The sequence below is a fragment of the Klebsiella sp. TF21-TM genome, from assembly GCF_019753495.1.
Taxonomy (GTDB): Bacteria; Pseudomonadota; Gammaproteobacteria; order Enterobacterales; family Enterobacteriaceae; genus Klebsiella; species Klebsiella quasipneumoniae.
The window spans coordinates 43387-60093 of the sequence record NZ_JAIJYL010000006.1 but is presented as its reverse complement, the minus strand read 5'-3'; the positions used below and the strand labels follow the sequence as shown (position 1 = coordinate 60093).

The following is a 16707-nucleotide window of genomic DNA, read 5'->3' as shown; positions in this document are numbered from 1 at the left end:
GCGACAGACTGTGCTTAGATTTGCGCCATTCCACCGTCGACATAGATCTCTGCGGCGTTAATAAAGCTCGACTCATCCGACGCTAAAAACACCACCGTCCGACCAATCTCCTCCGGCTCGCCCAGCCGTCCGAGCGGTACGCTGGCGGCCAGAGCATCGAACAGGCCCTGACGGTCCGCCTCCGCCACCAGTCCTCCCAGACCCGGGGTACGCACCGGCCCCGGGCTGACGACATTGATGCGGATCCCGCGGTCGTTCACCTCCAGCGCCCAGGAGCGCGCCAGGCTGCGTACCGCAGCTTTACTGGCGCTATAGATGCTGAAGTTAGCCGTCCCTTTGACCGCCGCCGTAGAGCCGGTCAAAATTACCGAGGCGCCGTCGGTGAGCAGCGGCAGCGCTTTCTGCACCGTGAACACCACCCCGCGCACGTTGGTGGCGAAAATCCGCTCGACGTGCGCTTCGGTGATGGCGCTCAGCGGCAGCATATCCCCGCCGCCAGCATTGGCGAACAGCACATCCAGGCGGCCGGACTCGTCGGCAATGGTCGCAAATACCGCGTCAAGGTCGCTTAACACGGCGGCGTCGGCGCGGATCCCGCGGGCGGCGGGCCCGATGAATCTTACCGCCGCATCCAGCTCCTCCTGTCGGCGGCCGGTGATATACACCTTCGCGCCCTGCTCCGCCAGCGCTTTCGCCGACGCCAGGCCAATCCCGGTGCTGCCGCCGGTCACTAACGCCACTTTATCCGCAAGTTTTTTGCTCATGATGCATTTCCTTGGTTAGAGTATAAACAGGCCAGGCTCGCGAAAGCGCCCCGCCGGGTATGGAAAGCACTGTAATCGCCTCACAGAGGCGGAAAAATGGCCTAATCTGAAAAACACTTTTCCCCTCCGTGGATAATGGACGCCCGCTAACCAGGATACTGCGAATAATGGACCGGTTTTCAGCCCTCAAAGCCTTCACCCGCGTTGTCGAAGCCGGCAGCTTTACCCGCGCCGCGGACTCGCTGGATATGCCCAACGCCACGCTCAGCAAAACCATCAAGCAACTGGAAGCGCACCTGGGGGTTTCCCTCCTGCAGCGCACCACCCGGCGTATTACCGTAACGCCGGAAGGACGGGAGTACTATGAAAAAGCTCGCTGCCTGCTGGAAGACCTGGAAGAGATCGACGCCTCCTTCAATACCGCCCACAATAAGCCGAAGGGCCATCTGCGGATCGCCATCGGCGGGTCGACCGCGCGCGATGTGCTGATCCCGCTGCTGGCGGACTTTATGACCTCCTGGCCGGATATCCGTATTGATTTGCAGGTGGCCGATAAACCCGCGGACCTCATCAGCGGCAATATTGACTGCGCCATCCGCGGCGGGCCGATGGAAGACTCGACGCTGATCGCCCGTAAAATCGGCGAGGCGACGCTGGTTACCTGCGCCACCCCGGGCTATCTTCAGCGCTGCGGCACGCCCGCCTCGCCGGATGAACTCCATCATGGTCACCAGCTCATCAGCTATCTGTCGCCGGCCAGCGGCAGAGCGTTTCCGTTTCGCTTTACGCGTCACGGCGTCAGTACCGAGCTCAAGACAGAGCCCCATCTCGGCATCAATGAGAGCAACGCGCATATTGCCGCCGTCGAGGCGGGCTTAGGCATTGTGCAGACCTTTACCTATTCGCTAAGACCGGCGCTGGCAAGCGGCAAACTGGTGGAGATCCTCGCCGCCTGGCGCCCGGCCCCCTATCCTTTTCACGTCGTCTATGCCCGGCACCGGCACGTCCCGCCCCGGCTCCGCGTCTTTATTGACTGGCTGGCGGCAGTTTTTCCGGACGCGGTGCAAGGATAAAGCGCGTTATCTGACGCGGAGCAGGTCGCCGTATCGCGTGGTGTAGCGCGGCGATAGCATCTCTCGCTTCATCTGCCACTGCTGCTGGATCCCCTGGCCGGCAAAATAGAGCGCCCCCCTGCCGTTTTTCGCATTCAGCTGGTCGAGCACCTGCATCAGCCTGGCGCTGTTCTGCCGCGGGGCAAGCTCGTCGAACAGGTTCAGCTGGGCGACGCCCTGGCTGTAGAAATCGCCGAGCATCACCCCGGCCTTCTGATAGCGGTGCCCCGCTTTCCAGATGGCGTCCAGGCAGCTTGTCGCCGCGGAGATAATATCCCGGGAATCCTGCGTCGGCGTCAGCAGCTTCAGCGAGGCGCTGTTGCCGTAATAGGGTTCATTCAGCGCGAAGGGGCTGGTTTTGACAAAGGCGGAGACGAACCGGCAGTACTGATGCTCACCGCGCAGCTTTTCTGCTGCCCGCGGGCGAAGGCCGGGAAACACCATCGCTTTTAATGATAGGTGTTGTAACTACTCTTCTTCATCGCTGTAAGGGGTGCTGCCGTGAGTTCAGGGGGTACACGCTCACAAGCGCCTGAACGGCGCTAACGCGGAGATATTCCCCGACTGCGTACAGAAGCGTCTGAGACGTTTTGAGCGGGTATGGCTTTCCAGGGAGGGGGTGGATAAGGCTGAATCTATCAAAATGGTAGCCGGCTACACCGGGTCCCGGCGGACTGAGTTCTGAGCCTTGTTTTCATCCAGTGTCCGCCTTTTATGCCGCCTGACAGCATACTCCGGTAATAATAATTTTTATTCAAAAATAAAATTTTAATGGATATTTAATTACAAATCGTTACATTAGATTTCATAACAATTCAAAAAACGGAGTTTTTGATGTTGTGTCTGCCCTCTGCCAAGTATGGGCTTCTTTTAGCAGCTTTAATATCAGCAGGTCTATCTGCAGCGCCGCTGAGTCCTGCTGATCAGAATGCTATTGAGCAACAACAAAAGGCATTACTGGAACAGACGCAACAGCAGCGCGACATGCTCCGCTATACCACACCTGCCCCCTCACTCCCGAAAGCCGCCGGAGATAATTAGCTTTGCTACATCTCTGACAGGTGGCATCCCATTTAAAGAGCAGATTCTTCCAGGCGGTAGGCTGATGTAGGCAAAAATAAATGATAATCAAACAATCAATTTACGAAATTTTTCAGCTTCAGCAGAGGACACTGGGGCAAGGTGGACAATTGATATCATTGGGAATTCCGATATTAAAGCTGCCTCCAAAACGTCATTAAACAGATTTGAAGTTAAATTTAGGTAGGAGACGAGATAACGTGATGTATTTAACCGAAAAAAAATACCAAGAAAGGAAAGAGTTTCTTCGAGGGGCTTCTACTACCATGCTATGGAAAAATATCGACCCCGAAAGCGTTGATGGCACCTATAAGCTAACATATGAAGAAGAAAAAGCGCTTTATATCTGGTTTATTAGGCGTTTGCTGGAAGATGGTGAGATCAAACTTGCTCGCCATGGAAAGTTCCTCTCAGGAAGCATCGACAAGCAGATCGAAGCTTTTGAAATAGCATTTCCCAAAACTGAGGATGATATGGATTGCGATGCATTTGAAGGATTTTGGTTTTTGAGTGAAAACTGCCCAGCGGGTATTGTCTGGATTCACGAAAACGGTTACCAGGATTGGACTTAGATAATGATATTTTAACATTCTCCTCGTCATTTAGGACGGGGAGAATGTGTGCGCCCAGCATGGGCGCGATCTTAGAGGTGAAAGTCCTCCCGTGAGTTGACCACAGCGAGCGAAGATAAAAACCGGGTGGGCCGCATCATGCAACTGAACCGGATTAAAGCTGCACGCGGTTATAAATCACCAAATCGTATCGCCGGCAGACCTGCAGTGGTCGCTCCTAATCGCGTGTAGCGGCAGTTTACCGTTGTCCGGGCCAATCAGGTCTGGGTTACCAATATTACTTATATCCACACCTGGCTGGGATGGTTATATCTGGCAGTAGTTAACGATCACTTCGCCCGTAACGTGGTCGGCTGGTCGATGAAGCCCACTCTCTCACGCAAACTGGCACTACAGGGTCAATATCGGCTCCAGCTATCAATCGCCAGCACTGAAATAACTCCTTGATGTCACTGAAGGTCACCGTCGTCGGTGGCGAACCGTTTGCTGCTTTTGCGCGCAACCCGCCCGTCGCGCGTGGTGGCGGATGCGCAGCGCCGCGGCAATCGCTTGACACTGTACATTAATACAGTAAAACTATCGCCCGCGATCAGCATACAGAGGACAGAAGATGTTTGTGGAACTGATTTATGACAAGCGCAATTTTGCCGGGCTGCCGGGCGCCAGAGAGACCATTCTTAACGAGCTGACCAAACGCATGCAGCGCATTTTTCCGGAGGCGGAGGTGCGGGTGAAGCCGATGATGACGCTCCCGGCGATCAACACCGACGCCAGCAAGCATGAAAAAGAGCTGATCAGCCGCACGGTGCAGGAGATGTTTGAAGAGGCGGACATGTGGCTCACTGAAGAGTAATCCCGCCCGTCCCTCGCGGCCCCCCCCTCTTTAAGAGCTTTCCCGGATGTGGCAGAGCCACGGGCAACAGTACAATAGCGGCGGTTGCAGACTGGCAATGCAACCTTCGCTCACCTGCTGGCTCTTGCATACGGCCAGCAGGTGAGCCTCCCCTCATCGCCTCACAGCGTCTCCGGCAGCGCCGCCATTATCCGATCCACCAGCTCGCGATGCTGATGCACCTTCCCGCATTTAACGATAACCTGCCTGGCGTTGTCATAGCCCGGCGCCCACAGACGGTTGTTGAGCAGAACGTCCTTGTAGACCGCGATCAGCGGTTTGTTCCACGCCGCCGCCATGTGCACCACCGAGGTGTCCGGGGAGATAATCAGCTCCGCCTGGGCAATCAGCGCCATCGCATGGTGCAACGTGTTAAATGGATTAACCACCACCTCCGGCGGCAGCGGGATGCGGATCTCGCGCCGGTGATCGAGCAGAATCACCGCGATCCCCGGATGGCGAGCCAGCAGCTTGTCGAGGAGTTCGGCCAGCTGCGTCTGGGAGAGACTCCGGTCGGCATGGCCGGCAAAAATATTAATCACTACCGCTTTTCCGCTCAGCGACGCCAGATACTGCGCCACCTCCTGCATAATCGGCCCGGGGATCGCCAGGTCGTAAGCATCCAGCCCGCAGGTGTCCAGTTTGAGATAGTCGGCGATCAACTCGAACGTTTTCGTCACGTGCCAGCGCTGGCAGTCAAAATCAAATGAGTGGGAGTAGTGCTTAATCGACGGCCATTTATTAAACCCGAGCACCGATTTCGCTTTTATTTGTCGGAAAAGCCGTAGACGATGCACGGGAATATCGAACAGCGAAGGGTCAATAATAATATCGTACTTATTATTAGCCAGTTCATTAATAACGTCGCGGGGAACGTTATGATTAAATTTTCGCAAAAAATCGGCGGACGTGACCGGGTCAGCTTCATAAATATGGCGGATCCGCGGGTTATAACGCATCACCTGGCTATTAGAGGTCGTCAGCAGGAAATCAACGATATAGCCTGACTGATGCAGGCATTTCACCAGCGCGGAATCCACAACCACATCGCCGACCGCCCCCTCATTGCGCATCAGTAAGACAGTTTTCGCGGACGACAAATCCACCGGCTGACGGCGTCGGCGATCCCAGAGCGCTTTCGCCACTCCCACCCGCAGGGCATTACGTACTTTCTTAGTAAAGTAATTTCGCCGTCTGTTGAGCTCCCTTATTTTATTAAACTTCTTGCGTGGGGAACCCTGCATGGTTGCATCGTGCATCATCCTAACCTCATTACGGCAATCATTAATATTCTGTGTCGTCCGATAAAGACTGAGCGAAATAAAAAAAGTTCGATTGAAAATGAAAATCATTCTTTTTTTTATTTACAAAACTCATCCAGCCCTGCGGGATTGCAACACAGCACTGTGAAGCAATAATGAGCGAATGGTGAATTTCCCGGCCCACCGTTGGCAGGCTGGCGCAACAGCGCTAAGCTGGCTGCTTGATGATGTCAGGAGGACGCTATGCTTGAAGCAGTAGAAGGTAATATCCACCAGCGGCTGTGCGCGCTGCTCGACGAACACCAGGCGCGCTACCGGGTGATGGCGCATGACGCGGTCGGCCAGTGCGAAGCCGTCTCGGCGATCCGCGGCACCGCGCTTGGCCAGGGCGCGAAAGCGTTAGTCTGTAAAGTGAAAGGAAACGGCGTCAACCAGCATGTGCTGGCGATCCTCGCCGCCGATCAGCAGGCCGATCTGGCCAGCCTGGCCCGGCATATCGGCGGCAGCAAAGCCTCGCTGGCCAGCCCGGCGGAAGTGGAGGCGCTCACCGCCTGCGTGTTCGGCGCCATTCCCCCCTTCAGCTTCCATCCGGCGCTGCGCCTGGTGGCCGACCCGCTGCTGTTTGAGCGCTTTCCACAAATCGCCTTTAACGCCGGGCGCCTGGACCGGTCGATCATTCTCGATACCGAAGACTATTTACATATCGCCCGACCGGAGATCGCGACCTTTCGCCGTCTTAGCTAACCGGGCATCGGCCCTGATTTCCGCCGCATGGCGCAAAAATCCTGTTTATTCACGCCACGATGCGTAGAGTAAGCGGGATATTTTTTGGCATTCTTTTTTTGGCAAGGACCTCTGTACATGTTTGATACCACCCTGTTGATCCTGCTGGGTCTGGCGGCGCTCGGCTTTATCAGCCATAACACCACCGTAGCGATCTCCATCCTCGTGCTGATTATCGTGCGCGTCACGCCGCTGAACGCCTTCTTTCCCTGGATTGAGAAACAGGGACTGACCGTCGGGATCATCATTCTGACTATCGGCGTGATGGCGCCCATCGCCAGCGGCACGCTGCCGCCGTCGACCCTGATCCACTCCTTTATGAACTGGAAATCACTGCTGGCGATTGCGGTCGGGGTGTTTGTTTCGTGGCTCGGCGGGCGCGGCGTCTCGCTGATGGGCTCCCAGCCGCATCTGGTGGCCGGACTGCTGGTCGGTACGGTGCTCGGCGTCGCCCTGTTTCGCGGCGTCCCGGTCGGGCCGCTGATTGCCGCCGGGATCATCTCGTTGTTTATTGGGAAGTCGTAGCCAGGCTGCCGTGATAGCGGCCCGGCGTCTGTCCGAGCCCTTTCTTAAACATGGTGATGAAGGCGGTGGTGGAATCGTAGCCCAGCGCCTGGGCCGTCTGCTGCACCGTCTGCCCGCGGATCAGCTGCTGCAGCGCAAGGATCAGCTGCAGCTGATGGCGCCAGCGGCGAAAGCTCAGCCCCGTTTCACGCACCACCAGCCGCGCCAGATTGCGCTCGCTCATCGCGAACTCCGCCGCCCACTGGCTCAGGGTCTGCCAGCGCGCCGGATCCTCGGCCATCATCGTCACCATCTGACGAATTTTCGGGTGGTTCGATACCGGCAGCTGCAGGTGCTCCTGCGGCTGCCGGGGCAGCTCATCAAACAGCACCTGCACCAGCCGGGCCGTGGCGGGGGCGGCCAGCGACTCGCCGCCGCGTTCCGCCAGGGTGAGGATCAGCTCACGCACCAGTGGGGAAATCTTTAACGTACAGCAGCGGTCCGGCATCGGCGCGGCGCCCGGCTCGATGAACAGGAAGCACACCTGGGCGCCGGGGGTGGCGCGGTTACTGTGGGAAAGCTGCCCCGGGACCCACACCGCATACTGCGGCGGCACCATCCACATCGCGTTCTCCACCTCGCAGGTCAAGGCGCCGTGCAGGGCGAGGATCAGCTGCCCCTTACGGTGGGAATGCGCCGGAATATACTGCTCCGCCTCCACCACCCGAATACGAAAGGCAATAGCCGATTCGTGGCCACTGTCCGGTTCATAACCATCCAGACCCAGTCCGATCATCATGTTGTCCGATATTAGCGATAATCTGTCATTTTAGCTTGATTTAAACAGGGGACAAAGTCGCTATCGTAACCCCCCTCGTTAGTTACCTTGAGAATGATATGTCTTCTGTGATCTCCTCCACCGGCCGCCGCCCCGCGCTGCTGATTGCCGGTATCCTGCTCATCGCCACCACCCTGCGCGTGGTCTTTACCGGCGCGGCGCCGCTGCTGGACGCGATTCGTAGCGACTATGGCCTGACCACCGCGCAGACCGGGCTGCTCACCACCCTGCCGCTGCTGGCCTTTGGCCTTGTCTCGCCGCTGGCGGCTGGGGTTGCCCGCCGGTTCGGCATGGAGCGCAGCCTGCTGCTGGCGATGCTGCTGATCTGCGCCGGCATTGCCCTGCGCTCCCTGCCCTCCGCTGCATGGCTGTTTATCGGCACGGCGGTGATCGGCTGCGGCATTGCGCTGGGTAACGTGCTGCTGCCCGGGCTGATTAAACGGGATTTCTCGCAGCATGTCGCCCGGATGACCGGCGCCTATTCCCTGACGATGGGCGGCGCGGCGGCGCTTGGCTCGGCGCTGGTGGTCCCCGTGGCGATGGCCGGATTCGGCTGGCGCGGGGCGCTGCTGCTGCTGATGATCTTCCCGCTGCTGGCGCTCGTCAGCTGGCTGCCGCAGTCCCGGCGTCAAGCGGAGGCGCCGCTGACCGGCTCAGGCGCCATGCATAACCGGGGGATCTGGCGGTCGGCGCTGGCCTGGCAGGTGACGCTGTTTCTCGGCATCAACTCGCTGGTCTATTACGTGATTATCGGCTGGCTGCCGTCGATTCTGCAGAGTATGGGCTATAGCGAAGCGCAGGCCGGCTCGCTGCATGGCCTGCTGCAGCTGGCGACCGCCGCGCCCGGCCTGGCGATACCGCTGATCCTGCATCGGCTGCGCGACCAGCGCGGGATCGCGGTGCTGGTCGCCCTGATGTGCGCTATCAGCGCCGCCGGGCTGTGGCTGCTGCCAGGGCTGGCCATCGGCTGGACGCTGCTGTTCGGCTTTGGCTCCGGGGCCACGATGATCCTCGGCCTGACGTTTATCGGCCTGCGCGCCAGCTCGGCGCACCAGGCCGCGGCGCTGTCGGGGATGGCGCAGAGCGTCGGCTATCTGCTGGCCGCCTGCGGACCGCCGCTGATGGGCAGGATCCACGATGCCAATGGCGACTGGCATATTCCGCTGCTGGCGGTGGCGCTGATTTCGCTGGTGATGGCGGTCTGCGGCGCCCTCGCCGGGCGCGACCGGGAGATTCATCCCTGAAGATGACCGGCAGCGCCCGCTGCCGGTAGGGTTATTGTGCCGCGGCGCGCAGCAACGCCTGCACCAGCGGCGCAGGACGCCCGTCCAGCGCGTGGCGTTCATGTTGAAACAAGGTGGCGACAAAAAACGGGTGCGTCACCAGCTCGACGGCGCGGATCTCGCCCTCTTCATCCCAGCCGGTGACGCGCAGATCGCCCTGCTCCAGCTCCGCGGCAAACGCGCTATCCACCCCGTAGCGGCAGTGGTAGCCCTCTTCAATGCTCTCCCGACCATAGGCGCGGGCAATCAGCGTATTCGCCCGCAGCTCGACGACGGCAGAAGTCTCCACCAGCGAGCAGCTGAGGGGAGCGATCACCATCCGCCCTTCGCTGTCGGTTTCCGCATGGCCCGCGTCCTGCCAGCCGAGCACGTTACGGGCGTATTCAATCACCGCATGCTGAAAGCCGCCGCAGGTGCCGAGGAAAGGAATGCTGTTTTCACGGGCATAGCGGATAGCGGCAAACGCGCCTTCCGGGTGACGATACGGGCTGCCGGGAACGACCCAGACGGCATCGTACTCCGCCAGCGCGTCGCCGGAGGCGATCGACGGGGTGGCGAGCCAGTCATATTTCACCGGCTGCTCCAGCACGGCGGCAGCATCGTCTATCGCCAGGGGAATGGCCTGATGGGCAACAATATCGGGGTGATAATCGCCGACGAGGGCGAGGCGTAAAGGGGTTTTCATAGCAGGTTCCTTATGTCTGGACGAGACGAGCAGCACAAGGCACGTCAGGATAGCGATCCCCTCCGCGGAACACAATCCTTATTTTCACCCCCCCGCCGTGGCCGGTGGGTGAGGTATACTGGAGCAAGCGCAAAAGGGAGAGAGGATGAAAAGTAAGCTTTTGGTCAGCGCCTGCCTGATGGGATTCCAGGTGCGATATAACGGTAGCGAGAAAGCGCAGCTGGCGGCGACCCTGTCCCGCTGGCAGCAGGCGGATCGTCTGGTGATCCACTGCCCGGAGCTGGCGGCCGGTCTGCCGACGCCCCGCCTGCCGGCGGAGATCCTCGGCGGCGCCGGCGGCGATGTGCTTGCCGGACGGGCGCGGATAGTGGAAAGCGACGGCCGCGACGTCACGGGACATTATCAGCTGGCCGCCTGGCTGGCGCTCAGCGCCGCCCGGGAAGCGGGATGTCAGGCGGCATTACTCACCGACGGCAGCCCCACCTGCGGCAGTCAGTTTATCTATGACGGTTCCTTTCGCGGGCGGCGCAAAGCGGGCGCCGGCGTGGCCGCCGACCTGCTGCGCGCTCACGGCATCACGGTATTTTCCGACGGGCAGATCCCGCAGTTGCTCGCCTGGATGGCACAGAGGGAGCAGGATGATGATTCAATGTAAACGGGTGTACGATCCACAGGAAAGCAGCGACGGCTACCGGGTGCTGGTCGACCGCCTCTGGCCGCGAGGGATTAAAAAAGAGGCGCTGGCCTGTGATGAGTGGTGTAAAGAGTTAACGCCGTCCGCTGAGCTGCGGAAAGCCTTTCACGGCGAGGCGATCGATTTCGACCACTTCAGCCAGCGCTATCGTCAGGAGCTCGATGCCCATCGCGAAACGGGCCTGCGGCTGGCGGCGCTGGGGCAGCGCCAGCCGCTGACGCTGCTGTACGCCGCGAAGAACACCGAGCAGAATCATGCCCGGGTGCTGGCCGCCTGGCTGGCGGCCCTGCCGGTTACGATTTAGCCGGATGGTCCCGGCGCCATAGCGCCCACTCATCGAGGGTTTCGCCGCTGGGCAGCTTGCACTGGGTGCTGACGCCCTGCGGCGTTTGCACCGGCACCCGGGTGCCGCCGGATTGCTGACAGTAGACCGACGCGGGATTGGCCATGCCGATGGTTTTCGTCGGCGCGGTGGGCTGCGGCTGGGCGCAGCCGGCCAGCGCCAGGGGCAAAATAGCCAGTAACTTTTTCATCTTTTCTCCCTTTCTTCAATTCCCGGGGATTTTAGCCTGAATCTCCACGTTTTCTCCATCTTGCCTGCACTTTTCCCCCGTAGAGTAGCCCCTGTTCTCGAACTGACCAGAGAACAGATCATTCCATAATCAATGAGTTTTTCCCCGTCGCCCCCGACGGGGCTTTTTTCCCGCCGTGTCGACAAGTATTCCCCAGACAGATGTGATAAATTTAAAAATATCACTGTTTACTCGACGCTGATGTCCGTTTGCAGCCCAATATGCTGGGGTGACGTTTGGCGTGCTGGAGCTGTATTATTCATGTCAGATTTTATTCTTGCCCGGGTGTCGCAAACCCTCGCTACGGAACAGTCCCTGGAAACCCTGGTGCGCCAGCTGCTGGAGATGCTGGAGGCGGTGACGCGAATGGAGTCCACCTACCTTACCCGCATCGATATCAACGCCCAGCGGCAGCAGATCATGTTCGCCCACAACAGCAGCGAAATGCAGATCCCGGAAGGATTTTCCGTACCCTGGGATGAATCTCTGTGCAAACGCGCCCTTGAGGATCAGTGTACGTTTAGCAATGACGTCGCCCGTCGCTGGCACTCCTGCATCGCCGCCCAGGAGCTGGGGATCGCCACCTTTTTAAGCATTCCTGTGCGCCTGGCCGACGGCTCTCTGTTCGGCACCCTCTGCGCCACCAGCCGGCAACAACAGCCTTATAATCTTGAAGGTGAACAGGTCATGGGCCTGTTCGCGAAGCTCATTTCCCACTACGTGGAAAAAGACACCCTGGTGCAACAGCTGCAGGCGGCAAACGTCGCGCTGGAGCTGCACTCGTCGACCGATGAGCTCACCCAGCTCCCTAATCGCCGCGCGCTGTTTAAGCAGCTGGCGCTACGCTTTGCCTCCGCCCGCGCTCAGCAGCAACAGGTCGCGCTCATTTTTATCGATCTCGACGGTTTCAAAGCCATTAACGATCGATTCGGCCATCCGTGCGGCGACAGCTTTCTGGTGCAGGTCGGCGAACGACTCACCGCCGTCGCGCGCCGGGAAGATATCGTTGGCCGCCTTGGCGGCGATGAGTTTTTGATCGTCGGTAGCGCCCCGCCGCCCGCGGCGCAGCAGGCGTATGTCACCACCCTGCGCCAGGCCCTGTGCGGCGTCTACTTCCTCGGCGAACAGCGTATCAACTATGAGGGCGCCAGCTTCGGGGTGGTCATCTGCGATCCGCAGAGTATTGATGTTGAAGCGGCCTTACGCGCTGCCGATGAGGCGATGTATCAGGATAAAAAGTCTCGTCGGCAGGAGAATTTTATTCATATTGACTAAAGTCACACGATATCCAGTATCATGCTGGGCATCATTCGTGGGTACAGGGACACTATCATGAAATTGGGTATTCTTTTCCCGGTGGCGATCTTTATCATCGCCGTCGTCTTTCTCGGCTGGTTTTTTGTCGGCGGCTATGCGGCGCCGGGCGGGGCATAATGAAAAAAAGCACCATTATTATGCTGGTTGTCGCCATCGTGGCGGTGGCCGGCGCCCAGTTCGGCTGGTGGTGATCGCCGCGGCGATATTGCGGAGTTGTCCTATCCCATCAATAAGTTAACGCTTTACACTCACGTTATCCGCCGCGGCATTCTCGGCCCCGGGGAAAGAAAAATAGCGGGAGAAGTAAGGATGAAAAAACCGATCGTGTTACCGTTGATTATTGCGCTGTGCACGCTGTTATCGGGATGCATTGTTGACGATGGCTATCACCACCATCGCCATCACCACCATCATCACTATCATGACGATGATTAATGCTTCACGCTGTTGATGAGCCGATAAAACAGGGCGAACGTTGGTTCGCCCATTGACGCTTAATCCTGACGCTCGTCGCCAAGGAAAATAAAGCCGAGCGGAATAGCGAAGAGCGCGGTAAAGACGATGCTGTACACCGTCACCATCGCCCCCTGCAGGAAGAACATGGACGTCGTCCACTCCGAGTACGGCATATTGTACTCGCTCACCACGCCGCCAAAGGTCGCCCGTCCCACCACCGCCAGCGCGATAGCAAACACCGCCGCGAGCGACAGACAGTATTTTTTGCAGTTTTTATTGCTGAGGAGTTTTTGCAGAATCATCCGGGCTTCCTTTTTGCTGAGCGATAAACGGCTGTATATGTAACACCAATGCAATAAAAAATGAAGGGTTTTTGTTACAGGGCAGAATAAGAGGCGGCGGGCCGGTCTGTGGGTAACCGGCCCGTGGGGATCAGGACTGCAGGGTAGCCAGGCGCGCGGCGAACCCAACGAAAACCAGGCCAATCAGGCTGTTGCCAAGTTTGGCCAGCTTCTTGCGGGTTTTGACGTAGCGGGTGACAAACGAGCCGGAGAGGATCAAAAAGCTCATATAGCAGAAGCTTATCACCTCGAGGGTCAGCGCCAGAATAAAGAACGCCACCCCGGGTGCTTTGGCGTTGACGTCGATAAACTGCACGAAAAACGACACATAAAACAGAATCGCTTTCGGGTTGGTCAGACTCAGGGTCAGGGAGCGCTTAAGGATTGCGCTCGCCGGCTCTGCGCTGGCGTCGGCCTGGCCGTCACGCTGGGTCAGCACCGCATAGAGCATTTTGCCCCCCAGCCACAGCAGGTAAATCGCCCCGAGGTAACGGACGACGTTAAACAGCACCGGCGTGGTCTTAATCAGCGTCGCCACGCCGGCAAAGGCCAGAAACATCAGCACCGCGTCGCCAATAAAGACGCCCGCCGCCGCCAGATAGCCTTTCTTTACGCCGTGGGCAATGCCCGTCTTCAGCACAAAAAACGTATTAGGGCCAGGGACGAGGATGATAAACACCGCCCCGACCAGGTAGGTCAAATAATTCAGAACACCAAACTCAGCGAACACTCTGCACTCCTTCGCGCACGACTAAAACATGATCCGGCTCACGTTACCCCAACTGTCGGGATTTTGAAAGCGCAGCCTGTGCGGGAAGGTTAATAGACGGAGGGTTCACCCAGCGGGCGGGTTTTAAAACGGCGATGCACCCACAGATACTGCTCGGGGGCGCGCAGGATCTCGCGCTCAATCACCTTGTTGATATAGCCGGCGGCGATCTGCTTATCCTCACCCGGATAGTCATTCATCACTTCGCTAATGTGCAGGCTGTAGCCCTGGCGATCCAGCTTGCGCACCATGCTGATACTCAGCATTTTCGCCCCCGATAAACGGGAAAGCACATAGGTGCCGTTGGTGGTAGCCGCCTGCGGGACGGAGAAAAACGGCGCAAACACGCTGCCCTTGGGGCCGTAATCCTGGTCCGGAGCAAACCATACCGCTTCGCCTGATTTTAAGGCATGTACCAGGCCGGTCAGGTTGTTGCGATCGATCATCGCTTTGTTCGAGCGCAGGCGACCGCGGGTTTGCACCCACTCCATCAGCGGACTGTTGTGCGGACGATAGGTGGCCATCATTGGACGACACAGCCCCATGGCGCGCCCGCCCAGCTCCAGCGACATAAAGTGTACGCCGACGACCATCACCCCTTTCCCGCCGCTAAGCGCATGATTAAGGTTGGCAAAGCCCTCGACATCAAACCATTTTTTAACCCGCTCATCGCTCCAGAACCAGGCCATGCCGGTTTCGATCAGTCCCATTCCCAGCGACATAAAGTTTTGATCGATGAGGGTCTCGCGCGCCGCCGGCGACATCTCCGGGAAGCAGAGCTCAATATTGCGCCGGGCGATATGTTCGCGGCGTTTGAGAAAGCGTCGGGAAAGACGACCCGCGCTGGTGCCGATAAAATGCAGCAGCGGATAAGGCAGTTGCACGATCAACCAGAGAATGCCGAGCCCGAACCAGGTCAGCCAGTTGCGCGGGTGTAAAAGTTGTTTATGAAATACGCAGGCCATGATTTTTCCTGTAAACATTAATTATGTGGTAACGCTTAAGGAAAACAGAGTCCATTTATCATCATTAGGCGGTACGTACAGCAAGTTCGACAATACTAATCCGGCGAAATTCCTTCCGGCAAGTAAAAAACTGCGTGCTGACAAAAAAACATAATTGCGGCACAAATGTTACCAAATGTAAACTTAAATCTTGCGGCCTTTTTAATATATTCATCATGTATATCATTTTCACGCTAATCATCCGCGTTACTAGCAGAAAAAACCGAATTCTTCATGGGGGGCGCCCTGCCTGCGGGGAGATGTCGTCCGCTAAGCCGCGCGGCCAGCGGCGTGGCGCATCGCGTCGCATCGTCATTTGTGGGCGTGATAATTAAAGCGCGCGCGCCGTGGAATGTATCCTGTTTAATCTATCAGAATAAGGAAGATTAAATTCGCCTTAAGACAATAATTAAGAATAGGCTTATTTAAGCCTGCTTTAAAAATACTCGTCTTTTCCTGCGGAGGCATTTTAATGGCGCCCTCGCCGGCTGCTAAAAAAATATTTCTTTACGCCTCGCGCATAAAAACAGGCGGGGGTGAATGACGGACAATGATCCGCCGCCGGTTTGCACTCGCGTCGGGTCATTGAGAGAACAACGCGGCCAGGGCGCGAACCACGCCCTGGCCGTAGAGGATCAATAAGTGTGGAAGTATTGCTGGATCAGCTGCGGATTTTTCGTCTGCGTCAGCGCCGTCATCAGCAGAATACGCGCTTTCGCCGGGTTGAGGGAATCGGCCACCAGCCCTGGCTGGCTGTCGTCCGGGGGCACCACGCCGCTGCCGGTGCGGGAGGCGCGCACCACCACGATACCCGCCTGCTGCGCTTTTTTAATACCAGCGGCGCTACGTACCGATACAGAACCCGCCCCCGTGCCGGCGTAAATAATACCGTCGGCATGATGGGCGATCGCCGCATCGTACATATACTCCGGGTCGTCCTGGTAACCATAGATGATCACCACTTTCGGCAGAGCCTTCAGCTGACGCACATCGAAGACCGAGCGCAGGGTATGAATTTTATCCACCCGCGTTTCAAACTGGGGTTTTCCCCCCACCACGACGCCAAGATACCCCTCCTCCGGCGCCCGGAAAGTATCCAGCGAGGTGGCATTGGTTTTGGTGACGAAGCGCGCCGCGCCGATGCGGTCGTTAAGCACCACCATGACCCCGCGCCCACGGGCATCCGGGTCGGCGGCGACGGTGACGGCTTCCAGCAGGTTCATCGGCCCGTCGGCGCTGATCGCCGTCGCCGGACGCATCGCGGCGGTAAAGACCACCGGTTTATTGCTTTTCACCGTCAGATTGAGGAAATAAGGGGTTTCATCGAGGGTGTCGGTGCCATGAGTGATCACCACGCCATCGACATCATCCCGGGCTAATAACGCATTCACCCGCTTCGAGAGCTGCAGAATAATATCGCTGGTCATATTCTCACTGCCGATATTCGCCACCTGCTCACCTTCGACGTGGGCGATTTTACTTATTTCCGGCACGGCGTTAATCAGCGTCTGCACGCCAATCGCCCCGGCTTTATAGCCCGTCGTCTGGGTATTGCTGGCCGCCGAGCCGGCAATCGTCCCACCGGTGGCTAAAATGACAATATGCGGTAAGCGCGTCTCGCTAAACGCCAGGCTGCTCATCGTCAGTAACGCAATGGCAAGTAATGCTCTAAAATTCATACAAGTCACTCCCTTCATAGACATTAATCAAACTTACGCTTGCTTAATGCAAAGGGCTTGCCAGAATTGATATCTTTTACGGGGGGTAAATGGTTAACTA

Annotated in this window: 21 protein-coding genes and 3 pseudogenes; 14 read left to right on the top strand and 10 right to left on the bottom strand. The window is 58.0% G+C overall.

What is annotated here, in order from left to right:
• Positions 1–14: 14 nt before the first annotated feature.
• Complete coding sequence (locus K5R89_RS07875; protein WP_012542112.1) at positions 15–764, bottom strand: SDR family oxidoreductase; 750 nt, start codon at positions 762–764, stop codon at positions 15–17.
• A 167-nt stretch (positions 765–931) separates the two neighbouring features.
• Between K5R89_RS07875 and K5R89_RS07870 the strand changes: the two genes are divergently transcribed.
• The gene (locus K5R89_RS07870; RefSeq protein ID WP_048297297.1) at positions 932–1837 is read left to right on the top strand and encodes a LysR family transcriptional regulator; all 906 of its coding nucleotides are present in this window, start codon (positions 932–934) and stop codon (positions 1835–1837) included.
• Between the two features lie 6 nt (positions 1838–1843).
• Here the strand turns inward: K5R89_RS07870 and K5R89_RS07865 are convergent.
• A pseudogene (locus K5R89_RS07865) lies at positions 1844–2296 on the bottom strand (DUF4113 domain-containing protein); the annotation flags it as partial.
• Positions 2297–3222: 926 nt separating this feature from the next.
• Between K5R89_RS07865 and K5R89_RS07860 the strand changes: the two are divergent.
• From K5R89_RS07860 to K5R89_RS07850, 3 genes and pseudogenes are all read left to right on the top strand, one after another.
• Positions 3223–3528, top strand: a complete 306-nt coding sequence (locus tag K5R89_RS07860) for a DUF596 domain-containing protein (RefSeq protein WP_050584164.1) — start codon at positions 3223–3225, stop codon at positions 3526–3528.
• 117 nt (positions 3529–3645) lie between these two features.
• Positions 3646–3921, top strand: a pseudogene (locus K5R89_RS07855) (IS3 family transposase); the annotation flags it as partial.
• Positions 3922–4138: 217 nt separating this feature from the next.
• A complete protein-coding gene (locus tag K5R89_RS07850) occupies positions 4139–4381 on the top strand; it encodes a DinI family protein (protein ID WP_004203750.1) in 243 nt (80 codons plus the stop codon).
• Positions 4382–4542: 161 nt separating this feature from the next.
• Here the strand turns inward: K5R89_RS07850 and K5R89_RS07845 are convergent, their stop codons facing one another.
• A complete protein-coding gene (locus K5R89_RS07845) occupies positions 4543–5679 on the bottom strand; it encodes a glycosyltransferase family 9 protein (protein WP_072096653.1) in 1137 nt (378 codons plus the stop codon).
• Between K5R89_RS07845 and K5R89_RS27370 the strand changes: the two are divergent.
• The 3 genes and pseudogenes from K5R89_RS27370 (at position 5674) to K5R89_RS07835 (ending at position 6990) form a co-directional block, all read left to right on the top strand.
• Positions 5674–5830, top strand: a pseudogene (locus K5R89_RS27370) (hypothetical protein). The gene K5R89_RS07845 and the pseudogene K5R89_RS27370 sit on opposite strands and share 6 nt — an antisense overlap.
• A gap of 95 nt (positions 5831–5925) precedes the next feature.
• Positions 5926–6426 (top strand): YbaK/prolyl-tRNA synthetase associated domain-containing protein, encoded by a 501-nt coding sequence (locus K5R89_RS07840; protein ID WP_023289251.1) that lies wholly within the window; start codon positions 5926–5928, stop codon positions 6424–6426.
• Positions 6427–6543: 117 nt separating this feature from the next.
• Complete coding sequence (locus tag K5R89_RS07835; protein WP_004203746.1) at positions 6544–6990, top strand: DUF441 domain-containing protein; 447 nt, start codon at positions 6544–6546, stop codon at positions 6988–6990.
• Here the strand turns inward: K5R89_RS07835 and K5R89_RS07830 are convergent.
• Positions 6974–7768 carry a helix-turn-helix domain-containing protein gene (locus K5R89_RS07830; protein WP_072096654.1) on the bottom strand — a complete coding sequence of 265 codons (795 nt, stop codon included), beginning with the start codon at positions 7766–7768 and terminating at the stop codon, positions 6974–6976. The genes K5R89_RS07835 and K5R89_RS07830 overlap by 17 nt on opposite strands.
• A gap of 107 nt (positions 7769–7875) precedes the next feature.
• Between K5R89_RS07830 and K5R89_RS07825 the strand changes: the two genes are divergently transcribed.
• On the top strand, positions 7876–9051 hold the full coding sequence (locus K5R89_RS07825; RefSeq protein ID WP_072096660.1) for a CynX/NimT family MFS transporter: 1176 nt from the start codon (positions 7876–7878) through the stop codon (positions 9049–9051).
• Positions 9052–9082: 31 nt separating this feature from the next.
• On the opposite strand, the gene K5R89_RS07820 is transcribed toward K5R89_RS07825, so the two are convergent.
• Positions 9083–9775, bottom strand: a complete 693-nt coding sequence (locus K5R89_RS07820) for a CTP synthase (RefSeq protein ID WP_032452478.1) — start codon at positions 9773–9775, stop codon at positions 9083–9085.
• Positions 9776–9920: 145 nt separating this feature from the next.
• On the opposite strand from K5R89_RS07820, the gene K5R89_RS07815 reads away from it, so the two are divergent.
• Together K5R89_RS07815 and K5R89_RS07810 are read left to right on the top strand one after the other, a co-directional pair.
• Complete coding sequence (locus tag K5R89_RS07815) at positions 9921–10430, top strand: DUF523 domain-containing protein (RefSeq protein WP_023289247.1); 510 nt, start codon at positions 9921–9923, stop codon at positions 10428–10430.
• 4 nt (positions 10431–10434) lie between these two features.
• Complete coding sequence (locus tag K5R89_RS07810) at positions 10435–10773, top strand: DUF488 domain-containing protein (protein ID WP_221853862.1); 339 nt, start codon at positions 10435–10437, stop codon at positions 10771–10773.
• Here the strand turns inward: K5R89_RS07810 and K5R89_RS07805 are convergent.
• Positions 10763–11002: a DUF333 domain-containing protein gene (locus tag K5R89_RS07805; RefSeq protein ID WP_023289245.1), complete on the bottom strand. Its 240-nt coding sequence runs from the start codon at positions 11000–11002 to the stop codon at positions 10763–10765. The two genes, K5R89_RS07810 and K5R89_RS07805, sit on opposite strands and share 11 nt — an antisense overlap.
• A gap of 300 nt (positions 11003–11302) precedes the next feature.
• Here K5R89_RS07805 and K5R89_RS07800 point away from each other — a divergent pair, with 300 nt between their 5' ends.
• From K5R89_RS07800 to K5R89_RS07785, 4 genes are all read left to right on the top strand, one after another.
• Positions 11303–12316: a sensor domain-containing diguanylate cyclase gene (locus K5R89_RS07800; RefSeq protein ID WP_087824675.1), complete on the top strand. Its 1014-nt coding sequence runs from the start codon at positions 11303–11305 to the stop codon at positions 12314–12316.
• A 57-nt stretch (positions 12317–12373) separates the two neighbouring features.
• Complete coding sequence (locus K5R89_RS07795) at positions 12374–12475, top strand: YoaK family small membrane protein (protein ID WP_004150782.1); 102 nt, start codon at positions 12374–12376, stop codon at positions 12473–12475.
• The gene (gene yoaJ, locus K5R89_RS27850; protein WP_137910537.1) at positions 12475–12549 is read left to right on the top strand and encodes a protein YoaJ; all 75 of its coding nucleotides are present in this window, start codon (positions 12475–12477) and stop codon (positions 12547–12549) included. Before K5R89_RS07795 ends, yoaJ begins: the two co-directional genes overlap by 1 nt.
• Before the next feature lie 118 nt (positions 12550–12667).
• Positions 12668–12793: a hypothetical protein gene (locus K5R89_RS07785; protein WP_004203733.1), complete on the top strand. Its 126-nt coding sequence runs from the start codon at positions 12668–12670 to the stop codon at positions 12791–12793.
• A 59-nt stretch (positions 12794–12852) separates the two neighbouring features.
• Here K5R89_RS07785 and K5R89_RS07780 read toward each other — a convergent pair whose 3' ends face one another.
• The 4 genes from K5R89_RS07780 to fraE all read right to left on the bottom strand — a co-directional run bounded on the left by K5R89_RS07780 (position 12853) and on the right by fraE (position 16607).
• Positions 12853–13116: a DUF2534 family protein gene (locus tag K5R89_RS07780; RefSeq protein ID WP_004203731.1), complete on the bottom strand. Its 264-nt coding sequence runs from the start codon at positions 13114–13116 to the stop codon at positions 12853–12855.
• Between the two features lie 130 nt (positions 13117–13246).
• Entirely contained in the window at positions 13247–13885 is a 639-nt protein-coding gene (gene leuE / locus K5R89_RS07775; RefSeq protein WP_004203730.1) for a leucine efflux protein LeuE, read from the bottom strand.
• A gap of 89 nt (positions 13886–13974) precedes the next feature.
• Positions 13975–14889, bottom strand: a complete 915-nt coding sequence (gene lpxP, locus K5R89_RS07770; RefSeq protein WP_023289231.1) for a kdo(2)-lipid IV(A) palmitoleoyltransferase — start codon at positions 14887–14889, stop codon at positions 13975–13977.
• A 674-nt stretch (positions 14890–15563) separates the two neighbouring features.
• Positions 15564–16607: a fructose-asparagine asparaginase gene (fraE, locus tag K5R89_RS07765; RefSeq protein WP_044522254.1), complete on the bottom strand. Its 1044-nt coding sequence runs from the start codon at positions 16605–16607 to the stop codon at positions 15564–15566.
• Positions 16608–16707: the final 100 nt, after the last annotated feature.